Genomic DNA, 26,476 nt, shown 5'->3' with positions numbered 1-26,476 from the left:
GCCTCCGACTTACCCGCGCCGGCCACCCCGGTCCCCGCGCCGCAGCCCGCCGCGCCGGCCCAGGCGGCCCTGCCGACCCGCCCCTCGGTCGCCCAGTCCTGGCAGCCCGTCGCGGGCTGGGATGGCGAGCAGCAGCGCGTCGCCGAGCCGGGCCGGCCCGCCCCCTCGGCACCGTGGTCCGCCGCGCCGGCCGCCGCGCACGGCTGGGGCACTCCTGCCGCGGAGCAGGACGCCGGCGCCTACCCGGGCGCCCCGGCGTGGTCCGCCCAGGAGCCCGTCGCCCCCGCCGAGCCGGTGCAGCCCGCCGCCGAGTCCGCGCCGCAGCCCGCCGCGTGGTCCGCCGCCCCCGCGTGGTCGGCGCCCGCCGAGCCCGCGTGGTCGCCCGAGCTGCCGGCCCAGGCCGCCGAGCCCGCGTGGGCCCCGCAGGAGCCCGCCGGTGCGGTGCCCCTGCCGACCCGCACCCGCGGCGAGGTCCCGCCCCCGGCCCCCGAGCCCGGTGCGCCCGCGCCGTCGGAGCGCCGTCCGCACCGCGACATGAGCGCCTGGGCGTCGTCCTGGTCGCCCGACGGCGCGTCGGTCCCGCAGCCGGCGCCCGCCCCGTCGTGGTCCGCCCAGCCCGCCGCCGCCGCGGCGCCCGCCGCGGACCAGCCCCGCCGGCCCGGCGCGCTCGACGCGGAGGCGGCCCAGATGCTCGCCCTGCGGGCCGACATCCAGGAGCAGGCGTTGAGCGAGCTGAGCCAGCTGTCCGCGTACCGGCCCCAGGTCGACGTGCCGGCCGGCGGATCGCTCACCCGCCGCGTGCCGACCGCGATCCCGGCGGCCCCCGAGATCTCGCAGCCCGAGTCGGGTCCGGCTCCGGCGCGTGACGCCGACAGCCTGCGCGACCGGCTGTCGAGCTTCCAGTCCGGCAGCCGTCGGGGGCGTCGTGCCCTCGCGGACGCCGACGCGGGTGAGGCCGGCGCCCAGCCGGAGCAGCCCCGCACCGAGTCCGACTCCCAGCCCGTCCCGCCGTCGCCGTCATGGTGACACCCGTCCCCGCAGCCGCAGCCGCGCCTGCATCACGTCAGGAGGATGTGTGACCACCCTCAGCACCGAGGCAGCCAACTTCGGCTGGCTCCTGGACAACTTCGTCCGGACCGTGCCCGGCACCCGGCACACGCTGGTGGTGTCGGCCGACGGTCTGCTCATGGCCATGTCCGAGCAGCTCGACCGCACCAGCGGCGACCAGCTCGCGGCGATCGTGGCGGGCATGTCGAGCCTGACCCGGGGAGCGGCGCGCCAGCTCCGCGCCGGCGACGTGCGGCAGGCGATCGTGGAGATGGACAACCTGTTCCTCTTCCTGATGAGCGTGTCGAACGGCTCCGTCCTCGCGGTCGTCGCCGACGCCACCTGCGACGTGGGCCTCATCGGCTACGAGATGGCGATGCTCGTCTCGCGGACCGAGGCCACGCTGACCCCGCAGCTCATCACCGAGATGCGCGGCAGCCTCCCCGTCGACGGCGCCACCCGCGCTCCCACCGTGTGAGGTAGCCGATGAGCGAGAGCGAGTTCGAGACCAGGACCGTCCGCCCGTACGCCCTCACCGGCGGCCGGGTGCGGTCCGAGCGGTCCGACTACCCCCTCGAGGCGCTGGTGGAGATGCTGCCCGCCGGCGTCTCGGGCCAGGGCCTCACGCCCGAGAAGCGGGCGATCCTGCAGCACGCGTCGCACGGCTACATCTCCATCGCCGAGCTGTCCGCGCTGCTGCACCTCCCCCTGGGCGTGACGCGCGTCGTCGTGTCCGACCTGGCCGACGCGGGCTACGTCCGCGTGCACTCGTCCACGCCGGTCGAGACCACCACCGGTCAGTCGCCCGCCCTGTCCCTGAGCGTCCTGGAGAGTGTTCTCAATGGCATTTCCGCCCTCTGACGCCGTGGCCACCGGCCAGGCCGCTGCCGTGCCCACCGCCCGCCCCGCCGGCGACGCCGGCGAGATGGGTGCCGCGCCCACCGTCGTGAAGATCGTCGTCGCGGGCGGCTTCGCCGTCGGCAAGACGACGTTCATCGGGTCGATCTCCGACATCGAGCCGCTGAACACCGAGGCCGCGATGACCGAGCACTCGGTCGGCATCGACGACGCCGGCGGGCAGACCGAGCGCAAGACGTCGACCACGGTCGCGATGGACTTCGGCCGCATCGCGCTGCCGGGTTCGCTGTGGCTGTACCTGTTCGGCACCCCGGGCCAGGACCGGTTCCTGTTCATGTGGGACGACCTGGTGCGCGGCGCGATCGGCGCCGTCGTACTGGTCGACACCGACCGCCTGGACCAGTGCTTCCCGGCCGTCGACTACTTCGAGTCGCGCGGCATCCCGTTCGTCGTGGGTGTGAACTGCTTCGACGGCGTGGCCAAGCACCGCCTGGAGGACGTGCGCGAGGCGCTCGCCATCCCGGCGCACGTGCCGGTGCTCTACACCGACGCCCGGTCGCGCACCGCCACGAAGCAGACGCTGATCCAGCTCGTGCAGCTCGCCATGGAGCGGCTCCGCAGCTCCGCGGCGTGAGCTGACGACCCGCACGCCCCGCTACAGTGCGGGGCGTGCGGGTCTACGCCGACGGCTCGGCCCTCCTGCGCTACCTGCCGTTCCCGGACCACTCGGTGGACTGGCAGCGGTGGGCGGAGCAGCATGAGCCGGAACTCCTCGTCACGCCGCTGTCCCTGAGCGAGCTGCGCCACGCGGCCGCCACGGCGCCGGTGCACGTCCGCGCGCGCGCCCACGCCGCCGGCGAGCGGCTCGAGGTCGTCCGGTTCTCGGACCAGGCGGTCGGCGCGGCCGCGATGACGACCGCTGTGCTCTCGCCCTTCGCGTCGCTGCACCTCGGCGTCGCGCTGGCGTACCCCGAGATCACGGCGTTCGCGACGTACGACGTGCGGCTCGCCGCGGTCGCCGCGATCCACGGCCTCGTCGTCGTGTCCCCGGGCCTCCCCGACCGCTGGTGGGACCTCGCGGCCTGACTGCCGCCCTCTCCCTCCTCGCCGAGATGGCAACTTTCGGCTGTGCGGGACCACACCGCGACAACCGAGAGTTGCCATCTCGGCGGACGTGGAGCGGGCGCGCCGGTGCGCGCGTGGTCGCGGGACCGGGCCCGCCCGGCCTACGGTCGTGGGCATGACGCAGCTCGACCTCACCGGGCGCACCGCGCTCGTCACCGGTTCCACCCAGGGCATCGGCGCCGCCATCGCCGCCGGGCTGGCCCGCGCCGGCGCGCGGGTGGCCGTCAACGGCCGCACCCCGGAGTCCGTCGACGCCGCCGTGGCCCGGCTGGCCGCCGAGCACGGCGACGGCCCGGGATCGTTCGTGGCGGCCCCGGGCGACGTCAGCACCGACGCGGGCGCCGAGGCGGTCCGCGCCGTCGTCCCCGACGTCGACGTCCTGGTCAACAACCTGGGCATCTTCGAGTCCCGCCCGGCACTGGACATCTCCGACGACGAGTGGCGACGCTACTTCGAGGTCAACGTGCTCGCCGCGGTGCGGCTGACCCGCGCCTACCTCCCCGGCATGACGGGACAGGGCTGGGGCCGGGTGCTGAACATCGCCTCCGACTCCGCCGTCGTCATCCCCGCCGAGATGATCCACTACGGCATGTCCAAGACCGCGCTGCTCGCGGTCTCCCGGGGCTTCGCGAAGGAAGCCGCGGGGACCGGGGTGACGGTGAACTCGGTCATCGCCGGACCGACGCACACCGGCGGCGTCGAGGACTTCGTCTACTCGCTCGTCGAGAAGGACCTGCCGTGGAACGAGGCGCAGCGGGAGTTCATGCGCCGGCACCGGCCGCAGTCGCTGCTGCAGCGGCTCATCGAGCCGGAGGAGATCGCGAACCTGGTCGTGTACCTCGCGTCGCCGCTGGCGTCGGCGACGACCGGTGGTGCGCTGCGCGTGGACGGCGGGTACGTGGACGCGATCCTGCCCTGACGCACGAGAGCCCCGTCCGTCGACGGGGCTCACGGCAAGGCGGGAGGCCGGTCGGCGTCCTGCATCGTCAGGCTAGGAAGGTGGAGGCGCGACCGCCGCCCCCTTCTGGCTCGGGTCCCCGCTGGTAGGGTCGCCGCGTTCGTGGGAGGGCTGGCTGAGCGGCCGAAAGCGACGGTCTTGAAAACCGTTGGGGCGTCGAAAGGCGTCCTCGTGGGTTCGAATCCCACGCCCTCCGCCCGCGGTCCGGGACCGACGTCCGCGCGCCGGACCCGTCACCACGCCGCGCGGGACGCCAGCCCCAGCGTGTAGTCCTCCCAGTAGGTGCCGGCGACCGGCCCGCCGTTGCAGGTCCCGTCCGACCGCCCGACGGTCTTGATCCAGAGGTTCGCCACGTGCGGCCCGCTTCCGGTCGCGCCGGGCGCGGCTCCGAGGGCGCGGCCCTCCGGGTTGCACCACACCGTGCCGTCCGGGCCGGCGAGCGGTCCGGCGCCGTTGCGCGAGGTGTCGACGACGAACGCCTTCCCGCCGAGGAGCGCCGACAGGTAGGTGCCGTACGCGACCTCGTGCTCGCTGCGCTGGAAGTTCGACACGTTCACGGAGAACCCGGCGGCCCGGTCGACGCCCGCAGCCCGCAGCCGCAGGGCCATGTCGCGGAGCTGCTCGGCGCTCCAGCCGAAGCTGTTGCTGCTGGCCGCGTCGAGGTAGACCTCGGCGCCGGCGGCCCGGTACGCCTCGACGGACGCGCGGAGCAGCTCGAGCCGCTGGTCCCGGTCGCCGCACCGGTCCAGGTGCAGCAGGGCGTCCGGCTCGACGACGACGACGGGGCGGGAGCCGCGCAGGCCCGCGGCGACGGCGTCCACCCAGGCGCGGTACTCGGCGGCGGTCGCGAACCCGCCGGCCGAGTAGGAGCCGCAGTCGCGCTCGGGGATGGCGTAGGTGACGAACACCGGGGTGCGGCCGGCCGCGGTCGCCGCGGCGGCGTACGCGCGGACGGCGGTCGTGCCGTCCGCGGGACCCAGCCAGCGAGCGGCGCCGCCGCTCGCGGCCTTGTCGAGCAGCGCGGCGTCGGCGGTGCGGCCCTCCGTGCGGGCGGTGGCCGCGGCGCGGGCGACGTCGGACGCGGGGTCCGCGTACGGCGGGGCGGCGGACAGCACCGTGCGGTACGCCCGCTCGCCCGAGCCGGCGTCGGTGGACGCGCCGCCGCCCGAGCCGGAGCCCGGCCGCGACACGACCGGCAGCGCGGCGGGCAGCGGCAGGGTCACGACGGCGGGCACCCGCTCCCCGGTCGGCGCGGCGGTGGACCAGACGCTCGCGCCCGCGGTGGAGATCAGGTAGATCCGCGCGTGGTCCTTGACCACCAGCCGCGCGCCCGGTGCTGACGCGCCGGCCGACCACAGCACGACGCCGGCGGGGGAGACGACCTGGAGGTCGCCGCCGGGGGTCACGCGGGCGGACGCGCCGCGCGCGGTGGTGCCGGCGCGCCAGACCACGACGCCGCCGCGGGTCAGCACGAGGTCGCCGTCGGCGCCCATCGCGAGCCGGACGTCGCCGGTCGCGATCGACTCGCCGGCCAGGAGCAGGCCGCCGGACGGGACGCGGTCCGCCGGGGTGGTCCGGAGCGCGGGGCCGTCGGTGGTCGACTTCCACACCAGCCGGCCCGCGGTGTCCACGGTGTACACGACGCCGTCGGGCTTGATGATCGAACGGGCGCCGGGGGAGGCCGCGCCGGTGGTCCAGAGCAGGGTCCCGGAGGCGGAGCGCACCTCCAGCGCGCCCGAGGGCTGCTGCACGAGCCGGGCCCCGGGGTTGCCGGTGGTCCCGGTGTGCCAGAGCACGGGACCCGTGCCGAGCCGCACGGTCACGTCGCCGTCGGCGCCGACGGCGAGCGCGTGCGCGCTGCCGACGGCCGCCAGCGACGTACCGCCGACGAGGGCCTGGCCCGTCGTCAGCCGGTCACCCGCCGGGGCGGGGGCGGACGCCGTGGCCGGGGACGGCGCCAGCACGACCACCACCAGCAGCGCGGCGGCGGCCGCGCGGACGGCGGCGACGAGGGGTCGAGACCACGCGACGGTCGGGCGGGACGGGTGCGGGCGGGTGGCGCGGGGCATGGCGGGGTCCTCGTCGGGGAACGGCTTTCCCTCCCCATCGGCGACCCACCCGCTCCCCGGCCCCGTCGGGGCGGGTGAACCGGTGCCGCGCGAGACGGCTCCGCCCAGCCCACGTCAGGCGGGCGCCCCCGGCTCCCGCGCCCGGGCGACCGCCGCGGCGATCCGCCGCTGCGTCGCCGCCTCGCGCCGCGTGCGCGCCCGCCGGACGGCGAGCACCCAGCCGACCAGCAGCAGGACCAGCGCGACCTGCACCCACGGCACCGCCCAGGCGGACCAGGACGACTCCGCCGCGGCCAGCGCGGCCGTCACCTCGTCGTCGCCGACGACCGCCGGGGTCACCGCGACCGCACCGCCGAGCCGGACCAGCGGCCACGTCTCGACCTCGACGCTGCCGGAGGCCGCCCCACCGGGCAGCACCTCGCGCAGGGTGGCGCCCTCGGCGGTCGTGCCGGCGACGCCGAACGGGCCGGCGGCGCTCGCGGACGAGGTCGCGCCGAGGCGGACGTTGCCGGCGTTCGCGACCGTGTACGAGACGCGCAGCGTGCCCGGGGCGAACGGGTTCCACGACGGGGTGTAGTCGGTGCGCACGTCCTGGACCGCGAGGGCGGGCGCCAGGTCGCCGGTGACGCGCAGGTGCAGCCGCGCGCCGACCCGGCTGTCCATCGCGACGCCCGCGCCCGCGTCGGTCGCGAGCGCGGCGACGACGCCCGCGGGGTGATCGCCCGGGGTCGCGTCGGCGGGTACCCGGACGACGAGCGGCAGCGTGACCGCGGAGCCCGCCGGGACCTCGACGCGCTGCGTGGCGCCGGGCTCCGCGAGCGTGCCGGTGGCGTCGCCGAGCGCGATCCAGGAGCCCGCGGCCCCGGCCGCGGTGCCGGTGGGCGGGAGGTCGAACTGGCCGTCGGCGGTGAGGAGCCCGTCGCCGGCGTAGACCTCGAACGTCGCGGGGTGCTCGGAGAAGTTCGTCAGCGTGACGTGCTCGGCGACCTCGGCGCCCGGGTCGACGGCGTGCCGGAACGACACCCGGCCGTCCGGCCCCCCGGCGGTCGCGGGCTCGAGCGCCCAGGTCGTGCGCGCGGCGGCGGCCTCGGCGGCGGGCGCGGGCTCGGTCGCGGCCGACGCGACCGGCGCGGCGGGCAGCGCGAAGGTGGCGATCAGGACGAGGGCGGCGGACGCCCGGCGGCGTCGCGGGGCGGTGGTGCGCGGCACGGCGGTCTCCAGCGGGTCTCGGGGGAGGCGGGGGGGAGGACGGGGCGAGGGCCCGGCGTGCCCCTGCGGGCGGCGCCGGGCCCTCGCGCTGCGGTCAGTCGACCGGGAAGAGCGACACCGTCAGCGAGCCGGCGTACTCGCCGGCGCGGGTGTCGACCGGGACCTCGAGGTTCAGGTCGGCCGTCAGGTCGGTGGTGCCGAGGCGGCCGTCCGAGGTCGCCGTCGCCAGCGTCGCCGGGGTGCCGAGGCCCTCGCCGCCGCCGAGCACCGTCGCCACCGGCGAGCCGGGCGTGACGCCGGGCCTGGTGGTGAGCAGGCCGGGGGTCCAGCCGAGGTGCTGAGCGCGCAGCACCTGCGACCCGGTGGAGAGGTCGGCCGCCTGGCCGGAGACGGTCCAGCCGCCCGCGCCCGCCTGGGCGTTCGAGCGGGAGTCGGTCACCGACACGGTCGGCAGCGCGCCGCCGAACCGCAGGCGGTCGCCGACGTTCGCGCCGCCGCCGAGCGCGACGCCCTCGCCGAAGTCCGCCACCGACATCGTGAGGGAGCCCTCGACCTCGCCGGCCTGCGGCACGGTCGCGGTCAGCGGGATCTCGCCGGCCTCGGGGGCGTCCTCGTAGCCCCAGGACTCGAAGGCCACGCGGGCGACGTCGACGTTGTCGAGATAGGCGCCGCGGACCGGGTCGGTGCCCGTGGCGTACGAGGCGAGCAGGTCCGAGCCGGCCCCCTTGGCGAACAGCGGGACGAGCTGGTTGGTGTGGTTGCCGGAGAACCAGGCCTCGTCCGGCAGCTGGCCCTTGGCCCCCGTGATCGGAGTCCAGGTCGGGTCGGACTGCGAGCCGTCGAGGTAGCCGGTCTCGTGGTCCGCGGTGACGATGACGAGCGTCTCGTCCCAGGAGGACTCGGTCTCGACCCAGTCGACGACCGTCTCGACGGCGCGGTTGAAGTCGACCGTCTCCTCGATGTTGCGGGTGGTCTCGTTGGCGTGGCCGGTCCAGTCGATGGCGCCGCCCTCGACCATGAGGAACAGACCCTCCTCGTCCTGCTCGAGCACGTTGAGGGCGCCCTGCGTCATCGTGGCGAGCGACGCGACGTCGTTCTGCTCGACCTCGAACGGCAGCTGGCCCTCGGACCCGCCGGAGCGCGCCTGCTGCAGCGTGGAGGCGACCTGCGCGAGGCCGAAGACCTGCTCCGGGACGTCCTGGCCCGCGGCGAGCGCCTCGAACTGGGCCTTCTCCTCGATCAGCGTGAACGGGGTCTGGCCGTCGCTGAGCTTGTTCCAGGCGCTCTCGCTCAGGTAGTCGAACCGCCCGGTGTCGATCGGCTGGTGGTCGTCGTCGAAGTACGGGTGGCCCGCGCCCATGATGACGTCGAGCGGGCCCGCGATCATCTCGTCCGAGATGCCGTGCAGGTCGTTGCGGCTCGCGTTGTGCGCGCCCCAGGACGCCGGCGTGGCGTGCGAGAACTGCACCGAGGTGACGACGCCGGTGGCCTTGTCGAGCTCGGCGGCGCGCTCGGCGACGTTCTTGACGACATCGCCCTCGGGGTCGATGCCGAGGATGCCGTTGTTCGTCTTGACGCCCGTGGCCAGCGCTGTGCCCGCGGCGGCGGAGTCGGTGGCGCCCTCGGCGATCCAGTCGAAGTCGGCCCAGGCCTTGGCGGGGTCGTACTCCGCGCGGCCGTTGGCCGAGTGGGTCGACATGGCGACCTGGACGGGGAACGACTGGAACACCTGCGAGGCGGTGCCCGGCAGGTGCTCGATCGTGCCCGCCTGCGGGTCGACCTCGACCTGGGCGTAGGTCGTGCCGTGCTCGTAGAGCGAGGCGGCGTCGATGTGGTTGTAGCCCATGCCGTCGCCGATCAGGACGATGACGTTCTTGGGGCCGGGAGCGGGGTCGGCAGCGACCGCGGGTGCGGCCGAGGTCAGGGCGACGGCGGCGGCGAGCGTGCTCGTCCCGGTGAGCGCGAGCCACCAACTGGGTCGTCGGGTCATGATCTCTTCTCCGTCGGATCGGGGCGGGCGGTCACCCGCCTCCTTCGACCCTCGGCGCCGCCTGTGACGTGTCAGTGAACTCCCGGAGAAACCGGACGAAACAGTCGAACCGTGGCGCAGACCGACGACCCCCCGGGCGCGTTCCGGACCGGCTCGGTCATCCCGTTCGACCTGGTGGTCACGAGAGCCGGAGCCGGCGCCGCGGTCGCGTGGACCGCCGTCCTCGCGCTCGCCCTGGTGGTCGACCCGCTGCTCGTGCGACGCCGTCAGCCGGGATCCACGGACCCGTCGACGTAGGTCCACGCGCCGTCCTCGCGGACGAACCGGCTGACCTCGTGCAGCGACCCGCGGCCCTGCGGGTCGCTGTACGAGGCGCGGAACTCGACGGTCCCGGCGGAGTCGAACGGTCCGCCGCGGTCGGTGCCGAGGACGTCGAGCCTCCGCCACACCACCGCGTCGTCGAGGTCGACCGTCCGGGGGCGGGTCGAGGGGTGCCAGGTCCTCAGGAGGTACGCGGCGTCCCCGACGGCGAACGCGCTGTACCGGGACCGCATGAGCGCCTCGGCGGTGGCGGCGGTCCGCTCGCCGCGGTGCAGCGGCCCGCAGCACTCGTCGTAGGGCAGGCCGCTCAGGCAGGGGCAGCGGGTCGGGGTCGGCACCGGACCAGTATCGGGCGGGTCAGCGGCGGTCGTCCCGCCCCCGGACCCGGACCCGCGCCGGCCGGGACCGGAGGACAGCCGCCCGGAGGGCGACGCCGGCCCCGGCCAGGCCGAGCGCCAGCACCGCGAGCCGCAGGGTGTCGGCGCCGGTGCGGGGCAGGTCGCCGGCCGCGAGCACGCCCGAGCCGCCGCCCGCCGACCCGCCGGAGTCCCCGGTCGACCCGCCGGTCCCGCCGCCGGAGTCGCCCTCGCCCGGGTCCTCCGCGCCGGTCACCACCACGGTGACCTCCGCGCTCGCGCAGGCGGGCGACACGTCGGCCGCGCACACCTGGTAGGTGAACGTGTCCGTCCCGACGAACCCGGGCGCCGGCGAGTAGACCAGCACGCCGTCGACCAGTGCGACCGAGCCGTTCGCCGGCGGCACGGTGACGTCCGGCGGCAGGACCGTGCCGGAGTCGTTGGCGGCGACGTCGATCGCCACCGGGGTGCCCTCGAGCGTCGTCGCGGCGTCGTCCACGGCCACCGGGTCGACGAGCACCGTCACCAGTCCGGTGCTGCACAGCACCGGGATCCCGTCGTCGCACACCGTGTACTGGTACAGGTCGCGCCCGGCGAACCCGGGCGGCGGCGTGTAGGTGGTCGTGCCGCCGGCGAGCGTCACGGTGCCGCCCGCGGCGGTCGGGAACGTCTGCACGATCGTGACCGCGTCGCCGTCGGGGTCGCTGACGGCGGGGTCCCCGGAGACGGGGGTGTCGACGGTCGTCTCGAGGAAGAGCAGCGGCGCGTCCGGCGGCTGGTTGTCCGGCCACACGTGGACCGTCACCACGGCGGTGGCGCAGTCGGTCGGGTCGTCGGGCGCGCAGGCCTGGTACGTGAAGGAGTCCGTGCCGAGGTAGCCGGGGCCCGGCGTGTAGACGACGGACCCGGTCGCGGGGTCGACGGTGACCAGGCCGTGGTCGGGCAGGTCGACCAGCGTCGTGGACAGCACCGCGCCGGGCGGGTCGTTGGCGAGCACGTCGACGGTGACGGGCGTGCCCACGAGCGTGGTCGTCTCGTCGTCGACCGCGAGCGGGTGCACGATCAGCGTCACCGTCGCGGGGGCGCTGCACCGCACCGGCTCCTGGTTGTCGCACACCCGGTACGTGAACGAGTCCGTGCCGACGAACCCCGCGTCGGGCAGGTACCCGAACCGGCCGCCGGGCAGCAGGACCAGCACGCCGTCGGACGGTCCGGTCACGGTGCTGAACCGCAGCTGCAGGTCGGGGTCGGGGCTGCTCCCGGTGACGGTCGAGACGATGGGCCGCCCGACCACGGTCTCCCGCACCAGGTCGTCGGCGGTCGGAGGGTCGACGACGTCCGGCCCGGGAGTCACCTCGGTGGTCACCGTCTCGGAGTCGGCGGTGCCGTCGTTGTTCGAGGCGTCCGGGTCGGGCGTGGTCGCGGTGGCGCTCACCGTGTTGACCAGCACGCCGCTGTCGGGCGCGGTGCCGGTGACGGTCAGCGTGACCGTGGCGCCGACCGCGAGCGTGCCCAGCGACCAGGTGGCCGTCGGCGGGGCGACCACCCCGCCACCCGAGGCGGTGACGCCGGTGAGCGCGGGCGGCAGCGCGTCGGTGACGGTCACGCCCACCGCCTCGTCGGGTCCGGCGTTGGTGACGTCGATCGTGTAGGTGAGCTGTCCGCCGGGCCCGACGAAGGCCGGCCCCGTCTTGCTGACCTGCACGTCGGCGGACGCGGGCCCGACCGGGTCGGCGCAGTCCGGGGCGGGGTAGTCGGCGGGCCCCGGCACCGTGAGGTCGCGGACGTCGACGTTGGTCACCGACCCGGCACCCGTGTCGGGGAAGGTGGCGCCGGGGACGTCGACCAAGATCGGCACGAACCCGGAGTCGCCGTCGAACCCGCCCTGCACCCCCGTCGTGCCGGTGAACACGTACCGGCCGAACCCCGTGACGGCGCCGTCGTCGGCCAGCGTGGTCGCGGTCAGGGCCGCCGTGGGTGCCTGCCGCCAGGTCCCCTGGTTGACGAAGCCGCCGCCCAGCGCGACCAGGCCGGTGCTGCTCGACCCGCCGTTGTTGGTGAACCCGCCCGACGCCTGGAGCACGCACAGGTTGGTCAGCGTCCCCGAGCCGTTGACCACGAGGTCACCGGCGAGCGTCGCGGTGCCGGCGTTCTCGAACGGGCCGTTGACGATCGTCGTGCCCGCGGCGGTGAGCGTGCCGTTGTTGGTGAGCGACACCGGGGAGTTGAGGGTCGCGCCGCCCGGCAGCGCCAGCGTGCCGTCGTTGACCACCGTGCCGGCCGCGGGGGTGAACGCGCCGGTGATCGTCAGCGTCGCCCCCGCCGCGTTGGTCACGGTCCCCGGTCCGTTGAGCGCGAGCCCGGCGAACGTGGCCGTCCCGGCGTTGTCCAGGACGAACCCCGCGTTCACCGCGACGGACGGCATCGTCGCCGTCCCGCCCGGCGCGACGTAGACCGTGCCGGCGGCGTTGTTCACGTAGGCGGGCGCGAGCGTCGCCCCGGCGGCGACGCACAGCGTCGCGCCCGCCGGCAGCGAGCCGACCCCGCCCACCTGGGTGCCGCCGGCGAGCAGGACGACCTCGCCGGCGGCGATGTCGAGCGCCGCGCCGGTCGCCCCGCCGCTGACCGTCCGGGTGGGCGCCGCGCAGTCGTCCGCGGGGGCGGCCTGCGCCGACCCGCCCGGGACCAGGGCCGCGAGCAGCAGCCCGCCCACCGCGGCGGCCGACCACCGGCGTCGCGCGCGTGGTGGCGCCCCCTGCGCCGTCGCCGTCGTGGCGTCCCGCCGCGCTCCGCTGCCCGACCTCGTCCGCACCGTGCCCCCGATGCCTCGTGCGCCGGCCCCCCGACCAGCACGTCCGGTCACGGTACCGACGGAGCGGCCGGGTGGCGAGGGTGCCGCCGGGCCGGACCGACGTCCCGCCGACGGCGGCCCGGGCCCGCCATCATGGTGCGCGTGCCGACCCAACCGACCGACGACGAGCTCGAGCTCATCCGCCAGTCCGGCGTCGCCCTGCGCGTCGGGCGGCTCAGCCTGTCCGCGGGGACGGGCTCCTACCGGGTCAAGTCGTCGATGGCCCGGATCGCCCGGGCGATCGGCGTCGACCGGCACGAGGCGCACGTGACGCTCACCGAGATCACCACGACCTCGCACCGCGGCCCGAGCTTCCGCACCGAGGTCGCCGAGGTCCGGTCCGTCGGCATCAACGCGGACCGGCTGGCCGAGCTCGAGCACCTCGCCGGGTCGCTCGCCCGGTCGGGCCGGCGCGCCACCGTCGACGAGGTGTCCGCCGAGCTCGACCGGATCGAGCGCAAGCGGCCGCTCTACCCCGACGCGGTCAACGCGCTGTGGGCGGCCGTCGCGTGCGCGGCGTTCGCGTTCCTCAACAACGGCGGCCCGGTCGAGATGGCCGGCGCGTTCGTCGCGGCCTGGCTCGGCCAGCTCACCCGGCGGCTGCTGCTGCACCGCGGGTTCAACCAGTTCGGCGTGACCATGCTGGCGGCCGCGCTGGCGTGCCTGGCGTACCTCGGGCTCGTGTCGGCCGTGCACGAGCTCGGCGCCACGGAGGTGCGGCACGCGGCGGGCTACGTCTCGGCGGTGCTGTTCCTGGTGCCGGGCTTCCCGCTGGTGACCGGGGGCCTCGACCTCGCCAAGCTCGACTTCTCCGCGGGCGTCGCCCGGCTGACCTACGCGCTGATGATCCTCACCTCGGCGGCGCTCGCGGTGTGGGGCGTGTCGATCGCGGTGGGGCTGTCCCCCGACCCCGAGGCGGCGCCGGTGCTGCACTCGGGACTGCTGCTCGTGCTGCGCATGGTCGCCAGCTTCGTCGGCGTGCTGGGCTTCGCGCTCATGTTCAACAGCCCGTGGCGGATGGCTCTGGGCGCCGCCGTCGTCGGGATGGTGGCGAACACGGGCCGGCTGTACCTGGTGGGGGAGGTCGCGCCGCAGGCGGCCGCCGCGGCCGCCGCGCTGCTCGTCGGGCTGCTCGCCGCCGTGATCGCGCCGCGGCTCGGCGTCCCGCGGATCACCGTCTCCGTGCCGGCCGTCGTGATCATGGTGCCGGGCGTCTCGGCGTACCGGTCGGTGTTCTACCTGTCGAACGGCGACACCACCCAGGCGCTGGCGTACGGCGTCCAGGCCGGTCTGGTGGTCGTCGCCCTGTCGGTCGGGCTGGCCGTCGCGCGGATGCTGACCGACCGGGAGTGGGGCTTCGAGCACTGACCCGGCGGGCTCCGCGGGCCGCCCGCGGGGGCCGCTTTGCCGGGTGCCCGGGACGCCCGGTACTGTGTCGCAGTCTGGAGACGTCGCATAGCCAGGTCTAGTGCGCGACCCTGCTAAGGTCGTGAAGGGGCAACCCTTCCGTGGGTTCAAATCCCACCGTCTCCGCTTCCAGGGGGCTGACGAAACTCAGCCCCTCGCAGTGACGAAACCCCCGCCGGGTCTCCGGCGGGGGTTCCGTTCGTTCAGGGGTCAGTCGTTCGTGCCGGTGTCCGGGTCCGGGTCCGGGTTGACGAGCTCGTCGTACAGCTCGATCTCGCCGGCCTCGTTGAGCTCCTCGTGGCCGAACGAGGCCGCCGGGCCCCGCATGATCAGATCCGACTCGTCGAGCGCCTCCGGGTGGTCCGCGAGGTACCGGATCACCAGGCGCAAGTTCTGGGACATCGCCCCGATGGCGAACATGAACGACACCTTGAGCAGGCCGAACAGCTCGACCCAGCCACGCCCGACGTCCTCGTTCGCGGGGTGCTTGATCGAGGCGTAGCTCCGCTCGACCGTGGACCGCTTGCGGTACTCGTTGAACCATCGCTGGGACAGGTACGGGTGACGCTGGCGGTTCTTCGCGTCCACACCGGCCGGGACGACGATCGACTTCTGCACGCAGATGCCGTTCGCGACCACCAGGTCCGGCGGAGGGGTCACCAGGGTGAGGAACTCCGCGTTCGGGGACTGGAGCGTGAACGCCCTCAGCGGGCAGATCGCGTGACCACGCAGCGCCTGGCAGATGTACCGCTCCTTGCCGGCACCGTTGCCGGCGTTGCGGACCAGCTCGTACGGCTCACGCGCTTGCATGATCTCGCGCGCCAGGTCGAACTCCCTCCGGGCGGCCTCCCACGCGGCGACCTGCTCGGGCTCGTCCTCGGGCGGGCGGTCGCCCAGGACGATGCGGCGCGGACGAGCCACGTAGCGCAGCTCCTCGGGCATGCCGGGGCAGTAGGCGGTCCCGTCGACGAACATGATCCCGCGGTAGTACACGATCGTGCGCGCGTTGGCGTTCAAGTCGAACACCAGCTCGGCCCCGAGGGCGCGCATCGGGTGGTGCCAGTTGTCCGGGTTCGAGTACGAGTACTCCCGGTCCGCGAACACCTGGCCGAAGGCCCGTCCGAGGTCCGTCAGCCTGGAGTGCAGCCATCGGGCGAGACGGACGGACGCCTCGGCGCCGTGCTCGTTCGCGGGACGGACCTCGACCGCCTCGATGAACGCCGGCACGTCCTTCCGCACCGTCGTGTACGTCGTGGCGCGGTAGCCGAACACCTGGCGGCGACACGACGACCGGCCAGCGTCCCGACGTGCGCGACGAGCACGGTCAGCAGCTCGACGAGCTCGGTGGGGTCGGGCTCGTGGACCGCCCACCGGCTGAGCACGGCCGCCGCCTCAGCGCGCACCCGAGCGTCGCTGTCACGGGCGAGGGTGATCACCGCCGGCAGCAGACCCCGATCACGGGTGCGTGCGATCACGTGGGTGGCCGCCCCTCGGTCCGTGCTGGAGCGCGAGCGCGTTCAGATCACCGTCACGAAGTCGCGCAACTAGGCCATCACGGACATGCGGGTCACGTCGCGCACGCAGGCGCTCGATCGTGTCCGTTGAGACGTGGCGGTCCCCATGCCGCGGTTGGACGTCACGCGCACGCGACGCGCGACCCTCCCACGCGCTCTCGGTTTTGTCCACCCTATGCGAGATCTTTGCCAAGCGCACAATCCTGTGCAACGGTTGTGAAGGCCGGGGAATCGTGCACCTCGGTGGCCAGGGGGCTGGTGAGGGATGTCGCGCGATGGCTCGTCCAGCCATCTCATCGACGTTGCGCGCTCGCCTCTGCGCGACCTCGGGCCGAGGTTGCGCTTCAACCCCTGGTCGGGATGATTCCGATAACACACAGGGGGTGGTGATGAAAGAAGCGCAACTAGAACGCCATTCGCGCCGGCAGGTGACATGGCTCCGCCGCCAGCGCGGCGCGGCCAGGACGGTGCTCGTAGCGTCGGGGCTTGCGGCGTGCGTCGCGCTCGTAGGTGCACCTATCGCGCAGGCGGCCGCGTACACCTACGCCAACAACATCTCGACTGCCGAGAACCAGAGCCGGAGCACCGGCCCCCGCACGATCAAGGGCGGTACCGCGAGTCTGCAGTTCTTCGCCGTCGACGGCGCGGGCACGGTGCTGTACGTCGAGTCGTACTACCCGGCTCCTGGCTACCGGACCCTAGGGCTGGGCTCGGGCAGAGACTCCGTCAATCTGATTCACCAGCAGGCGACGGGCGCCTACCAGAAGTGCCGATGGGACTGGCCGTGGGATGGCGGCAACATCGGCAGTCTCAAAATGACCTGCGCGACGAAGTAGCTCGCTGAACAAGGAGTTGGAATTGAACAAGGTGAAGATCGCGTACGCCACCGGCGTTGCCGCGGTGATTGCGCTCGGTACTGCCGTGCCCGCTGTCGCGGCCAGCGCGAACGCGATGAGCGTGGAAGACCTGATCCCCGCGCTCGCGGCTCCGCAGCACGAGTCGGACCGCGCCCCGGGCGGGCTCGACCTCGTGGCGCTCGGCGGGATCGACGAGGACTCCCTACGATCCCTCGGCGGGGACGAGGCGGGCGAGTACTGGGTCGGCCGGGCCGGCGGTGCCGAGGTCTGCCTGGTCACCCGCCTGGCGGCAGATCCCGAGCTCGCAGCCTCGACCTGCACCCCGATCACGGAGTTCTACCGCAAGGGACTGGCCCTCGTCGCCGCGCTTGGTGCGGAGGACCCGACACTCGCAGCTGAGGCGTACCTGCTGCCCTCGGACATCGGAGCAGAGCCGCTCGACCTGGGGCTCGCAAGCCGCTCGACGGATACCGAGCCGAACCTCATCAGCGGACGACCCGACCACCTGGAGACGCTCGAAGCGTTCGAGGTGCACCGTGCCGACGGCTCGTCCTTTCACTTCGCGCCGATCTCCCTGACGGGCGGCCAGCGATGAGCGGCCCCGCCACCGCGACGTGGTCTCCACGCACGAAAGCGGTCGCGGCTGCTGCGGCAATTGTCGCGCTCGCCGTCGCTCTACTGAGCGTCGCGATCCCCGCGGCGCACGCGGCGACCTACACCTACGCGAATAACGTCGCCACCCCCGAGGCGCAGCCGCGCGACTCCGGCCAACGGACGAGCATCACCGGTGGGACCGCGTCGGTGCGACTCGCGTTCGGCACGATCACCATCCGGACGTACTACCCGGCTCCGGGCGCCACCACGATCGCCCAGGTCACGACAGAAGCCTCCGGCACGGCTCGGGTGTCCCATCCCCGGCAGAGCAACGCGCGTAGCCAGTGCTACTGGAACTGGCAGAACGTGGGTGGGTCGGCGAACTTGACCTGCGCGGCGATCTCCTAGACCTCCGCCGCCTCCCAGCGGACCGCAACTCGGAAGGCTCTCCTGCATGAAGAACATCGCCATCGGTGCAGCGGGCGCTGTCATCGGTGCCCTGTACGCCGTCATCATCGGCCTGCTGTCGGTCCAGGTGATCGGGCTTCAAGCCGGGGCAGTCTTCGATCTCAGCAACACCGTCGTGGGGATCACCGAGCCGCAGGTGCCGATCTGGCCGCTGCTCGCGATCGTGGTACTGAGCGCGCTCGTGATCGTGGGTCTTGTGGTTCTCCATCGCGCCGCGTCTCGCACCGCGGGCGTCGCCCTCATTGCGGGCTTCGCGCTCGCCGCGGCGGTGGTTGTCGTCTGGGCCTTCATCCTGGCGGCCGGTCGTGACTCCGGCGGCGAACAAACCGTCGGTGTTCTCGGCGGCTGGGTTGGCTGGGTTGAGAAGGGTGGCCTGAACTCGGCGACGCACCTGGTGATCGTCCTGGCGGTCGCCTCGTTCTGGCTGCCGTCCCGACCTCAGAAGCAGAGGACGCCTGAGGTTGGGGTGCCGAGGACCGTCGTCTGATCGTCGGCGGGTGAACGACGAGCGTTCCTCGGCTGAGCCGGTCCCGCGACTCCAACTACCCCCGAACGAAGTGCATCGCGCCTCACCTGGTGCCAGCAGCCATTTCCATCGCACCCCCGGCTCGCGTCGGCCCGTTCCTAGGGCGGCTGACGCCGGACGCCGCCCGTACACGGATGTGCCAGAAATCGGGTGAACTACATGGATGTCATTCGGATCCCAGGATGCTCCTCGCTGGTAGCAGTGTTGTGTGATCAACTCGCGAGCCAGGTGTGATCGCAGGTCAGCGCAGCGGTGTCGTCGCAGGACGGCATATGTTTCGGCAGTCCCCCTTCCACGAGGGCCCGGTCATGGCGACCGGGCCCTCGGCGCGTGTCCGGTGCTGGCGGCGGGCAGCGTCCGCGCCTCGCGGGTGCGCGCCGCGGTGAGGTCGTCACAACGCGGTGAGGTCGTCACGTACGGGTGACGACCTCACCAGCGTGTGACGACCTCGGTGCCCGTGCCGGCGCCCCGGCGCTGATTCCCGGGGTGGCTGCCGCGGTCGGCCGACCTCCCCGCGAGCAACCGCGCCGCGCGTCAGAAGCGCCCGCCACCGCCCCGGCGGCCGCCGCCCGACCGGCCGCCGCCCGAGCGGCTGCCGCTCGGGCGCGAGCCCCCGGACCGACCGCTCGACCGGCTGCTCCCGGACCGGCCGCCCCCGGACCACCCGCCCGACCGCCGCGCACCGCCCGACCGGCCGCTCGAGCCGCCCCCTCCCGACGACCAGGACCAGGACCACGACGACGACCCGCCCGACGACCAGGACGGCCCGTCGTCCGCCGCCTCGGCCCGGCGCCGCGCGGACTCGATGTCCGCCAGCGCCGCGCGCTGCGCCTCCTCGGCCCGCTCGGCGGCGGCCCGCAGGACGCGGAGCGCCGTGACGGGGTCGCTGGTGACCGCCGCCTCGCCCTGCGCGGTCAGGCGGGCGGCCTCCGCCAGCCGGGTGCGGGTCGCGGCGCCGATCGACCAGCGGCCGCGCGCGATGGTCGACTCGACCCCGGCGATGCGGGCACGCGCCGTCGCCGTCGCCTGCGGCAGCCGCTCCTGGGCGTGGGCGCGGGCGGCCTCGGTCTCGCGCAGGGGGTCCAGCACCCCGTCGAGCGCGCGCTCGGCGTCCGCCAGCGCGCCGAGCACGGCGAGCGGGTCCTGGCCGGCCTCCGCGGACCCGGCCCGGTCGCGTGCCCGCTCCGCGGTGGCCACGACCTCCGCGAGGCCCGGCACGTCGAACCGCCGGGCGTCGACGAGGTCGGCGTCGATCTCCGCGACGACCGCGGCGATGGCCTGCGGCGCGGTCTCCAGGTCGGCGGCGCGGCGGTCCAGCGCGTCGAGCACCGCGACCGCCCGGTCCAGCGCCGTCCGTGCCTCGCGGGCGTGCGCCACGGCGGCCGCCCGGTCGGTGTCGACCACCGCCAGGCCGGCGTCGGCCTCGGTGCCTGCGCGCGCCGCGAGCGTCGCCGCGTCGGCGAGCACGCCCGGCACGTCCGCGGTGGCGGACGGCGCGTACCGCGGGCGGATCGCGTCCCACACCGCCCCGGTCTCCCCGGTGCGCACGGCCGCGGCGGAGGCCGCGTCGCGCACCTCCGCCAGGTCGGCGGGCGCGCGCTCGTGCAGCGCTCGGAGCGCCACGAGCGGCTCCTGCTGGGCCGCGAGCACCTGCTCGACCCGCGTGCAGCCGTCGAGGACCGCGTACGCCAGGCTGGTGCGCCGGGCGTCGGTGTCGTGCTCGTCGTCGTCCAGCAGCTGCCGCGACCGGAACGCCTCGGCCAGCAGCTCGCGGGCCTGCGCGAGCGCGGAGGCGAACGGTGCCGCCGCCTCGGCCCCGAACTGCGCCTCGGCGAACGCCACCTCCTGCGCGGCCGCGGCCACGGCGTCGTCGGTGGCGACGAGGGCACGCGAGGACCGCTCGTCGAGCGCGTCCAGCTCCGCAGCTGCGCGGTCCGCCGCGCGGCGGTGCCGCACCACCCGCGCCACCCCGTAGCCGAGCAGCGCCAGCGCGCCGAGGACGAGCAGCACCCGCAGCACGATCGTCCCCGCGCCCGCCGGCGGGTTCGCCGCCCGCTGGTAGCCCTCCGCCGCCGCGACGGCCGCGCCCGCCCAGTCGTCGTCGCGGAGCGCCGGCTCGATGTCGTCCTGCTCCACCCGGGTCAGCGCGCCGTCGGTCAGCGCGATGTCACCGTCGACGGACACCTGGTACCGACGGTCCTCGACCGCGACGGCCAGCAGGATGTCGTCCCGCCCCAGGCCGGACGCCTCGGCGGTGGCGTCCGCCCACGCGCGGTTTCCCAGGCCGTCGAACGAGTCCACGTAGACGACGAACAGCTGGTACGGCGAGGCCTCCGCCAGCCCGGCGAGCGCGTCGGTGACCCGGGCCTCGTCCGCGGGCGACAGCACGTCCGCCGGGTCGGTGACGGCCGTGGGGAGGTCGAGCGGCGGGTCCGCGACGGCAGGCGCCGCACCGGGACCGGCGGCGAGCAGGACGGCGGACGCGACGGCGGCGACGGCGGTACCGGCGCGCGCGAGGCGGGCGGGTCGGCGGTGGCGGGGCATGCGGGCTCCGGGCGTTCGTGCGGGTGGCGGGCACCACCCGGGTGGGCGACGGCGTCCCCAGTGTGGCGTGCGCGACGGTCGTTTCCCCCTACTCTCGTCGGTGGATCACGACGTCAGCAGGGGGAGAGGCCGTGGGAGAGATCGACACGGCGGCCGTTCGCGCGGCCGCCGGCACCATCGAGTCCGTCGCGAGCACCGTGCGGCAGCACGTCCCGTCGGAGGTGGGCGACATCGCCGCCGCCCTCGCGGGGAGCGCCAGCGCCGGGGCGGGGTCGACTCTGGCCGCCGCCTGGTCCGACGCCTACACCCGCTGGGCGACGAGCGCGGATGCGCAGGCGGAGTCGATGCGCTCCGCGGCCGGGAGCTGGACGTCGACGAACGACGGCGTCGCCACCCGGTTCGACCGCCTCGGGCCGGTGCCGTCCTGATGGTCTCCCCGTCCCAGCTCGCCTCCTGGCAGCCCGCCCGCCTGTCCGAGATCGCGGAGGCGGTCGTCGGGCACCGCCGCAGCCTCACCGGCCTGCACGACGACCTCGACGCCGGGCGGCCGCCCGCCTCCTGGACCTTCGAGGACGCCACCGCCGCGCGCACCGAGCACGACCGGCTGTCGAGCGCGCTCGCCACCCAGGTCGCCGAGACCACCGGCGTGATCGAGGCGCTCGACGCGGCGGCGACGTCGCTCGCCGCCGCCAAGGAGCTGCTCCAGGGCGCCATGCGCCGCGGCGGCTACAACGGCCTGCACATCGACCACGCGACCGGGGCGGTCAGCATCGCGCGGACCTTCGACGACGAGGACGAGCTCGCCTACGCCCGCACCGTCCAGCAGGAGGTCGCCGAGCAGATCGAGACGGCGCTCGCCGACGCGGCCGCCGCCGACCAGGCGCTCGCCGCCGCGCTGACCGCCGCCGCGATGACCGACGTCAACGACATCGGCAGCCTCGCGGACCAGCAGGCGCTGCTCGACTTCCAGGCCAAGAGCCCGGCGGACCAGGTCCGGTACCTGCTGGACCACCCGGAGGCGTACGCGCTGCTCGGCGAGCACCTGTCGCCCGAGGTGAAGGCGGGGCTGGGCGCCGAGGTGGCCGACGGCCTCGACCGCATGGCCCAGGACCCGCAGGCCTTCGGCGACGCCGACACCGTCGCGCGGTACACCGCGCTGCTCGGCGCGCTCGGCGACGACCCCGACGTCATGGCGCCGATGTACCGGCGCCTGGGCGCGGACGGCCTGCTCGGCACCTACGACGGCCTGGCCTCCTTCATGGGCTTCTCGGACGACCCGAATCTCGCGACGCTCGCCGGCGAGCTCCGCTCGGGCCTCCAGGTCGCGACCCGGGCCGAGGGCTTCGACGGCGAGGCCTTCGGCCAGGAGCTCGTCCAGCTCGCCACCCGCACCGCGGACGGCGACACGATGGACGCCTACTTCGACACCTACCCGAGCAGCCCGCTGCACGCCGCCGTGCTCGACTACCTCATGCGGGACGGCGACTACGGCGAGGACTTCGTCCGGGGCGTGGCCTGGCAGCTCGACGAGTTCGAGCGGACCGTGGACCCGCAGCTCGTGCAGAGCTGGATGCAGCACACCGGCATGGGGTCCCCGCTCAACGGGCTCGACGCCGACCCCGGGTCGCTGCTCGGCCGGACGCCGGACCCGATGGGCGCGACGATGGGGCAGCTCGGGAAGCACCCGTCGCTCGGGCTGGAGTTCTTCTCCGACGGCGACGGCGAGGAGCGGGCCGAGTACTACTTCGCGGAGCGGGACTGGAGCCGCGACGGGTTCCAGGGCATCGCGGAGGCGGCGCTCGGGATCGGGACGGACCCGGGGAACATCGCGAGCTCCCCCGAGCAGACGGGCCTGTTCGTGTCGGACGCCCTGGGCCGGCTCCCGGACAACCCACGGTTCACGGCGGAGCACGCCGAAGGGGCGTCGGAGCCGCTCGGCGCCCTGCTGAAGCACTACATGCCGAGCGTGCAGATCGCGGTCGCGAGCCCGACGTCGGCGGACGGGGGTGCTGCCGTGCTGACGCTCCGCGACGACTTCCTCCCGCGGCTCGAGAACCAGCCGAGGATCAACTCGGGCGACCTGGACAGCATCCTGAAGGTGGCGCTGAGCACGGACGACGGCATGGCGCGGGTCGCCGAGGGCATCGCCAACTACCGGCAGACCTCGATCGGCGGCTGGTCCGCTATGAACGCCGCCGGGGTCGAGTCGGCCACCTACCCGGCGCTGGAGAACGTCCTGACGTCGAGCACGCGCCTGGAAGGGCACATGCAGGAGCTGCTCGCCCAGATGGACATCGAGGGCGCGAAGTCCCGGGACCAGCAGATCGCCGCCTTCACCGGCCTGGTCTCCAAGGCGGCGGCCCTCGTCCCGCTGCCGGGCGCCGAGATGGTCGTGGACGTCGCCGGAACCACCGGCAAGCAGATCGCGGACGCGGCGTGGTCGGAGATCCGCAACGTCCCGAGCGGGCAGATCACGGCGATCTTCGGCGGGAACGAGGACGCGGCGCGCGCGGCGGCGACCGACACGTTCACGGACAGCCAGGCGAGGACCGTCGTGACGAGCTTCCTCGCGCTGGCGGAGGCCGGCGTCGTCGACGTCCCGCCCGAGCTGCGGGACACCTGGATGCCCGGCGGCCGGCTCATCTCGGTGGACCAGATCCCGCTCGACGACCTCGCCGTCCGGCACTACGAGGCGGGGACGCTGCTCCGGCCCCTGGTGTCGGTGGACGAGATCCGCGACGCGTTCGAGGACCCGTACAACGTGATCAGCACGGAGAACAAGCAGTGAGACGCGGCTGGTCGGTCCTGGTCGTCGGCGTGCTCCTCCTCGCGGGGTGCTCGACCACTCCGGTCCTGCTCGACGAGAGCGACTTCGAGGACGTCACCATCGTCGAGCAGAACACCCGCTACTCCCTCGCACCGGGTTGGACCTGGTGCGAGGAGATGAGCCCGAAGCTCTACACGAGCGAGCCGATCCAGGGCACCTGGCTCGAGATCGACGGCGGTCCGTCGGTCGGGGCGACGCTGCTCGACCGCTCCGGTCGTGGGCGGTCCGCGGACGACGTGGTGGCCGACATCGCCGCTCAGGCGGACCAGTGCGTCCTGTCCTCCGAGACGATCGGATCCGGGCGGTTCATCGAGCCGCTCGACGGTCTCGAGGCCGGTGCCGCCGGCTGGCGGACCGAGGACCCGGACGGCGTGTGGGGCGAGTTCGTCGTCGTGCCGCTGGACGAGGCCCGGGTGCTGGCGTACGGGTTCGCGACCGACCGCGACGACCCGCCGGTCGACCTCGACGACCTCCGGGACCTCGCCCTCGCGGGCGCCGAGCAGTTCCCGCCCGCGGAGGGCTGACACCCCGCCCCGCTACAGTCGCCCCAGCCGGCGCCGCGACGGGGCGACGCCGCGAACGGGGGTGCGGCGCGTGGACGCGGACGTCATCGTGGTGGGCGGCGGCCTGGCCGGGCTTGTCGCCGCCGACGAGCTGGTGCGGGCCGGCCGGCGGGTGGTGCTCGTCGAGCAGGAGAGCCCGGCGAACCTCGGCGGCCAGGCCTGGTGGTCGTTCGGCGGGATCTTCCTGGTCGACAGCCCGATGCAGCGCCGGTTCGGCGTCCGGGACTCGGTCGACCTGGCGTGGCGGGACTGGCAGGGCACCGCGGGCTGGGACCGGCTCGACGGCGACCTGCCCGAGGACGCCTGGGCCGTGCGCTGGGGCCGGGCGTTCGTCGAGTTCGCCGCCGGGGACGCGCTGCCGTGGCTGCGGGAGCGCGGGGTGCGGTTCACGCCGGTCGTCGGCTGGGCCGAGCGCGGCGACGGGCTGCCCGGCGGCCACGGGAACTCGGTGCCGCGGTTCCACGTGCCGTGGGGGAGCGGGACCGGGATCAGCGAGCCCTTCGCCGACCGGGTGCGGGCGGCGGCGGCGGACGGGCGGCTCACGCTGCGGTTCCGGCACCGCGTCGACGGGCTCGTGCGCACGGACGGCGCGGTCACCGGCGTGCACGGCGCGGTCCTGGCCGACGACGACGCCCCGCGCGGGGTGCGGACGAACCGCGACGTGGTCGGCGACTTCGCGCTCACCGCCCAGGCGGTGGTGCTCGCGACGGGCGGCATCGGCGGCGACCACGACCGGGTGCGCCGCTGGTGGCCCGACCGGCTCGGCACCCCGCCGCGCACGATGCTCACCGGCGTGCCCGCGTCGGTCGACGGCCGGATGCTCGACATCGCCGCGGCCGACGGTGTGCGCCTGGTGAACCGGGACCGCATGTGGCACTACACCGAGGGCGTCGCGAACTGGGCGCCGGTGTGGCCGGGGCACGGCATCCGGATCCTGCCGGGCCCGTCGTCGCTGTGGTTCGACGCGCTGGGCCGTCGGCTGCCGCCGCCCGGGCTGCCCGGGCACGACACCGTCGGGACGCTCCGCCTGCTCCGCGCCGACCCCGACCTGCAGCCGTACGACCACTCGTGGTTCGTCCTGACCCAGAAGGTGATCGAGAAGGAGTTCGCGCTGTCCGGCTCCGAGCAGAACCCGGACATCACCCGGCGCGACTACCGGCTGCTGCTCCGGACCCGGCTCGGTCGGGGGGCACCGGGGCCGGTCGAGGCGTTCAAGGAGCGCGGGGAGGACTTCGTCGTCGCCGGGACGCTCCGCGAGCTGGTGGCGGGGATGAACGCGCTGACCGCGGAGCCGCTGCTCGACCCCGCCGGGATCGAGCGGCAGGTCCGGGAGCGGGACGGGCAGCTGACGAACCCGTTCGCGAAGGACGCGCAGGTGCAGAGCATCCGGAACGCCCGGCGGTACCGCGGCGACCGGCTGCTGCGGGTCGCCCGCCCGCGCCGCGTGCTCGACCCGGGCGCGGGGCCGCTGATCGGGGTGCGGCTGCGGGTCATCACCCGCAAGACGCTCGGGGGGATCCAGACCGACCTCGACGGCCGGGCGCTCGGGACGGACGGCGCTCCGGTGCCCGGGCTGTACGCGGCGGGGGAGGCGGCGGGCTTCGGGGGCGGCGGGGCGCACGGGTACCGGGCGCTGGAGGGGACCTTCCTCGGCGGGTGCCTGCTGACCGGTCGCACCGCGGGGCGGGCGGTGGCGCAGGCCCTCTGAGCCGTCGGCGCGATGAGGGATCCGGATGCCTGGCACGCACACGGATCGCGGCGGCCCCCGTCGTGCCGTGACCGGGCCCCGCGGCAGCACCCGGTCCCGGGGGCTGAGTGGTTGCGCCGTCCTAGCGTCGACGACGTCGCGGCCCGGCGCCGCGGCGAGGGCGACGGGAGGATGGACGTGCGGAGGCTGGTGTCGCGGGTGGTCGCGGCGGCGATCGCGCTGACGGTCGGCGGCGTGCTCGGCGCCGGCGCGCTCGGGGCGTCGAGCGGGCTGCCGACGGCAGGGCTCGACCTGCGCGAGGGCGCGGCGGGGCGCGTGCACGTGCCGGTCCCGGCCCCGGGCGCGTCCTCCACCTTCCACATCACGGCGCGGCCCGCCGACGGCGGCCCGACCGCCCTCACCCTCGTGCTGGGCGACGCCGCCGCGCCCGACGACGTCGACCTCGAGCTGACCCTGAGCGACGACACCGGCGTCGTGCTTGCCGCCGGGAGCACCGCGGGGCTGCGCGGCGCCCGGGTGGGGCTCGGCCTGGTCGGCGGCGAGCCGGTGCCCGTGCACGGCACGGCGACGCTGCCCGAGTCCGAGCCGGCGGCGGCAGCGGGCGCGACGTTGGCGCTCCCCGTCCACGTCGCGACCGCCCCGGACGGCGCGCGGTGGTCGCCGGGCTCCGGCGACCACGCGCCG

23 protein-coding genes, 2 tRNA genes and 1 pseudogene are annotated in these 26,476 nt (G+C 74.9%); 19 read left to right on the top strand and 7 right to left on the bottom strand.

What is annotated here, in order from left to right:
* The 7 genes and pseudogenes from KVT14_RS17150 to KVT14_RS17120 all read left to right on the top strand — a co-directional run.
* Positions 1 to 1,026, top strand: a pseudogene (locus KVT14_RS17150) (hypothetical protein); the annotation flags it as partial.
* 49 nt (positions 1,027 to 1,075) lie between these two features.
* Positions 1,076 to 1,525, top strand: coding sequence for a roadblock/LC7 domain-containing protein (locus KVT14_RS17145; protein ID WP_147794822.1), 450 nt, complete (start codon positions 1,076 to 1,078; stop codon positions 1,523 to 1,525).
* An 8-nt stretch (positions 1,526 to 1,533) separates the two neighbouring features.
* Positions 1,534 to 1,908 carry a DUF742 domain-containing protein gene (locus KVT14_RS17140; protein WP_147794821.1) on the top strand — a complete coding sequence of 125 codons (375 nt, stop codon included), beginning with the start codon at positions 1,534 to 1,536 and terminating at the stop codon, positions 1,906 to 1,908.
* Complete coding sequence (locus tag KVT14_RS17135; RefSeq protein WP_147794820.1) at positions 1,889 to 2,539, top strand: ATP/GTP-binding protein; 651 nt, start codon at positions 1,889 to 1,891, stop codon at positions 2,537 to 2,539. The genes KVT14_RS17140 and KVT14_RS17135 overlap by 20 nt, the downstream gene beginning before the upstream one ends.
* 35 nt (positions 2,540 to 2,574) lie before the next feature.
* Positions 2,575 to 2,991 (top strand): PIN domain-containing protein, encoded by a 417-nt coding sequence (locus tag KVT14_RS17130; RefSeq protein ID WP_308161134.1) that lies wholly within the window; start codon positions 2,575 to 2,577, stop codon positions 2,989 to 2,991.
* 154 nt (positions 2,992 to 3,145) lie between these two features.
* Positions 3,146 to 3,949, top strand: a complete 804-nt coding sequence (locus tag KVT14_RS17125; RefSeq protein ID WP_217616773.1) for an SDR family NAD(P)-dependent oxidoreductase — start codon at positions 3,146 to 3,148, stop codon at positions 3,947 to 3,949.
* Between the two features lie 144 nt (positions 3,950 to 4,093).
* Positions 4,094 to 4,184 (top strand) — tRNA-Ser (locus tag KVT14_RS17120).
* Between the two features lie 37 nt (positions 4,185 to 4,221).
* Here KVT14_RS17120 and KVT14_RS17115 read toward each other — a convergent pair.
* The 3 genes from KVT14_RS17115 to KVT14_RS17105 all read right to left on the bottom strand — a co-directional run bounded on the left by KVT14_RS17115 (position 4,222) and on the right by KVT14_RS17105 (position 9,256).
* Positions 4,222 to 6,057: a glycoside hydrolase family 6 protein gene (locus KVT14_RS17115; RefSeq protein WP_217616772.1), complete on the bottom strand. Its 1,836-nt coding sequence runs from the start codon at positions 6,055 to 6,057 to the stop codon at positions 4,222 to 4,224.
* A 114-nt stretch (positions 6,058 to 6,171) separates the two neighbouring features.
* The gene (locus KVT14_RS17110) at positions 6,172 to 7,266 is read right to left on the bottom strand and encodes a DUF916 domain-containing protein (protein WP_217616771.1); all 1,095 of its coding nucleotides are present in this window, start codon (positions 7,264 to 7,266) and stop codon (positions 6,172 to 6,174) included.
* Between the two features lie 94 nt (positions 7,267 to 7,360).
* Positions 7,361 to 9,256: an alkaline phosphatase gene (locus KVT14_RS17105; protein ID WP_254631141.1), complete on the bottom strand. Its 1,896-nt coding sequence runs from the start codon at positions 9,254 to 9,256 to the stop codon at positions 7,361 to 7,363.
* A 111-nt stretch (positions 9,257 to 9,367) separates the two neighbouring features.
* On the opposite strand from KVT14_RS17105, the gene KVT14_RS17100 reads away from it, so the two are divergent.
* Positions 9,368 to 9,553 carry a hypothetical protein gene (locus KVT14_RS17100; RefSeq protein WP_217616776.1) on the top strand — a complete coding sequence of 62 codons (186 nt, stop codon included), beginning with the start codon at positions 9,368 to 9,370 and terminating at the stop codon, positions 9,551 to 9,553.
* Here the strand turns inward: KVT14_RS17100 and KVT14_RS17095 are convergent.
* Complete coding sequence (locus KVT14_RS17095) at positions 9,523 to 9,915, bottom strand: YchJ family protein (RefSeq protein ID WP_217616770.1); 393 nt, start codon at positions 9,913 to 9,915, stop codon at positions 9,523 to 9,525. The genes KVT14_RS17100 and KVT14_RS17095 overlap by 31 nt on opposite strands.
* Positions 9,916 to 9,934: 19 nt before the next feature.
* Positions 9,935 to 12,646: an Ig-like domain-containing protein gene (locus KVT14_RS17090; RefSeq protein ID WP_217616769.1), complete on the bottom strand. Its 2,712-nt coding sequence runs from the start codon at positions 12,644 to 12,646 to the stop codon at positions 9,935 to 9,937.
* Positions 12,647 to 12,886: 240 nt separating this feature from the next.
* Here KVT14_RS17090 and KVT14_RS17085 point away from each other — a divergent pair, with 240 nt between their 5' ends.
* Together KVT14_RS17085 and KVT14_RS17080 are read left to right on the top strand one after the other, a co-directional pair.
* Complete coding sequence (locus KVT14_RS17085) at positions 12,887 to 14,152, top strand: threonine/serine exporter family protein (RefSeq protein WP_308161133.1); 1,266 nt, start codon at positions 12,887 to 12,889, stop codon at positions 14,150 to 14,152.
* A gap of 76 nt (positions 14,153 to 14,228) precedes the next feature.
* Positions 14,229 to 14,317, top strand: a tRNA-Ser gene (locus KVT14_RS17080).
* Between the two features lie 84 nt (positions 14,318 to 14,401).
* Here the strand turns inward: KVT14_RS17080 and KVT14_RS17075 are convergent.
* On the bottom strand, positions 14,402 to 15,463 hold the full coding sequence (locus tag KVT14_RS17075) for a hypothetical protein (protein ID WP_217616767.1): 1,062 nt from the start codon (positions 15,461 to 15,463) through the stop codon (positions 14,402 to 14,404).
* Positions 15,464 to 16,088: 625 nt separating this feature from the next.
* Between KVT14_RS17075 and KVT14_RS17070 the strand changes: the two genes are divergently transcribed.
* Genes KVT14_RS17070 through KVT14_RS17055 form a run of 4 tightly spaced genes read left to right on the top strand, consistent with a single transcriptional unit; the run spans position 16,089 to position 18,111 of the window.
* Complete coding sequence (locus tag KVT14_RS17070; RefSeq protein WP_217616766.1) at positions 16,089 to 16,541, top strand: hypothetical protein; 453 nt, start codon at positions 16,089 to 16,091, stop codon at positions 16,539 to 16,541.
* A gap of 22 nt (positions 16,542 to 16,563) precedes the next feature.
* Positions 16,564 to 17,157, top strand: a complete 594-nt coding sequence (locus KVT14_RS17065) for a hypothetical protein (protein WP_217616765.1) — start codon at positions 16,564 to 16,566, stop codon at positions 17,155 to 17,157.
* On the top strand, positions 17,154 to 17,564 hold the full coding sequence (locus KVT14_RS17060) for a hypothetical protein (RefSeq protein WP_217616764.1): 411 nt from the start codon (positions 17,154 to 17,156) through the stop codon (positions 17,562 to 17,564). The genes KVT14_RS17065 and KVT14_RS17060 overlap by 4 nt, the downstream gene beginning before the upstream one ends.
* A gap of 46 nt (positions 17,565 to 17,610) precedes the next feature.
* Entirely contained in the window at positions 17,611 to 18,111 is a 501-nt protein-coding gene (locus KVT14_RS17055) for a hypothetical protein (protein WP_217616763.1), read from the top strand.
* 573 nt (positions 18,112 to 18,684) lie between these two features.
* Here the strand turns inward: KVT14_RS17055 and KVT14_RS17050 are convergent.
* The gene (locus KVT14_RS17050) at positions 18,685 to 20,694 is read right to left on the bottom strand and encodes a TPM domain-containing protein (protein WP_217616762.1); all 2,010 of its coding nucleotides are present in this window, start codon (positions 20,692 to 20,694) and stop codon (positions 18,685 to 18,687) included.
* 131 nt (positions 20,695 to 20,825) lie between these two features.
* Here KVT14_RS17050 and KVT14_RS17045 point away from each other — a divergent pair, with 131 nt between their 5' ends.
* From KVT14_RS17045 to KVT14_RS17025, 5 genes are all read left to right on the top strand, one after another.
* Positions 20,826 to 21,122 (top strand): hypothetical protein, encoded by a 297-nt coding sequence (locus KVT14_RS17045; protein ID WP_217616761.1) that lies wholly within the window; start codon positions 20,826 to 20,828, stop codon positions 21,120 to 21,122.
* Entirely contained in the window at positions 21,122 to 23,482 is a 2,361-nt protein-coding gene (locus tag KVT14_RS17040; protein ID WP_217616760.1) for a hypothetical protein, read from the top strand. Before KVT14_RS17045 ends, KVT14_RS17040 begins: the two co-directional genes overlap by 1 nt.
* The gene (locus tag KVT14_RS17035; protein WP_217616759.1) at positions 23,479 to 24,045 is read left to right on the top strand and encodes a hypothetical protein; all 567 of its coding nucleotides are present in this window, start codon (positions 23,479 to 23,481) and stop codon (positions 24,043 to 24,045) included. The genes KVT14_RS17040 and KVT14_RS17035 overlap by 4 nt, the downstream gene beginning before the upstream one ends.
* Positions 24,046 to 24,115: 70 nt before the next feature.
* The gene (locus KVT14_RS17030; protein ID WP_217616758.1) at positions 24,116 to 25,792 is read left to right on the top strand and encodes an FAD-binding dehydrogenase; all 1,677 of its coding nucleotides are present in this window, start codon (positions 24,116 to 24,118) and stop codon (positions 25,790 to 25,792) included.
* Positions 25,793 to 25,969: 177 nt separating this feature from the next.
* The coding region (locus KVT14_RS17025; protein ID WP_217616757.1) for a hypothetical protein at positions 25,970 to 26,476 on the top strand (507 nt) is incomplete at its 3' end.

It is taken from the genome of Cellulomonas sp. GbtcB1 (assembly GCF_019091725.1).
GTDB lineage: Bacteria > Actinomycetota > Actinomycetes > Actinomycetales > Cellulomonadaceae > Cellulomonas.
This window is presented reverse-complemented; position numbering and strand designations above follow the sequence as displayed.

Bases quoted from the DNA above. Each gene is read 5' to 3' on its own strand.
- KVT14_RS17135 (WP_147794820.1), top strand. From the start codon at position 1,889: ATGGCATTTCCGCCCTCTGACGCCGTGGCCACCGGCCAGGCCGCTGCC.
- KVT14_RS17115 (WP_217616772.1), bottom strand. From the start codon at position 6,057: ATGCCCCGCGCCACCCGCCCGCACCCGTCCCGCCCGACCGTCGCGTGG.
- KVT14_RS17040 (WP_217616760.1), top strand. From the start codon at position 21,122: ATGGTCTCCCCGTCCCAGCTCGCCTCCTGGCAGCCCGCCCGCCTGTCC.
- KVT14_RS17140 (WP_147794821.1), top strand. From the start codon at position 1,534: ATGAGCGAGAGCGAGTTCGAGACCAGGACCGTCCGCCCGTACGCCCTC.
- KVT14_RS17125 (WP_217616773.1), top strand. From the start codon at position 3,146: ATGACGCAGCTCGACCTCACCGGGCGCACCGCGCTCGTCACCGGTTCC.
- KVT14_RS17055 (WP_217616763.1), top strand. From the start codon at position 17,611: ATGAAGAACATCGCCATCGGTGCAGCGGGCGCTGTCATCGGTGCCCTG.
- KVT14_RS17050 (WP_217616762.1), bottom strand. From the start codon at position 20,694: ATGCCCCGCCACCGCCGACCCGCCCGCCTCGCGCGCGCCGGTACCGCC.
- KVT14_RS17060 (WP_217616764.1), top strand. From the start codon at position 17,154: ATGAGCGGCCCCGCCACCGCGACGTGGTCTCCACGCACGAAAGCGGTC.
- KVT14_RS17105 (WP_254631141.1), bottom strand. From the start codon at position 9,256: ATGACCCGACGACCCAGTTGGTGGCTCGCGCTCACCGGGACGAGCACG.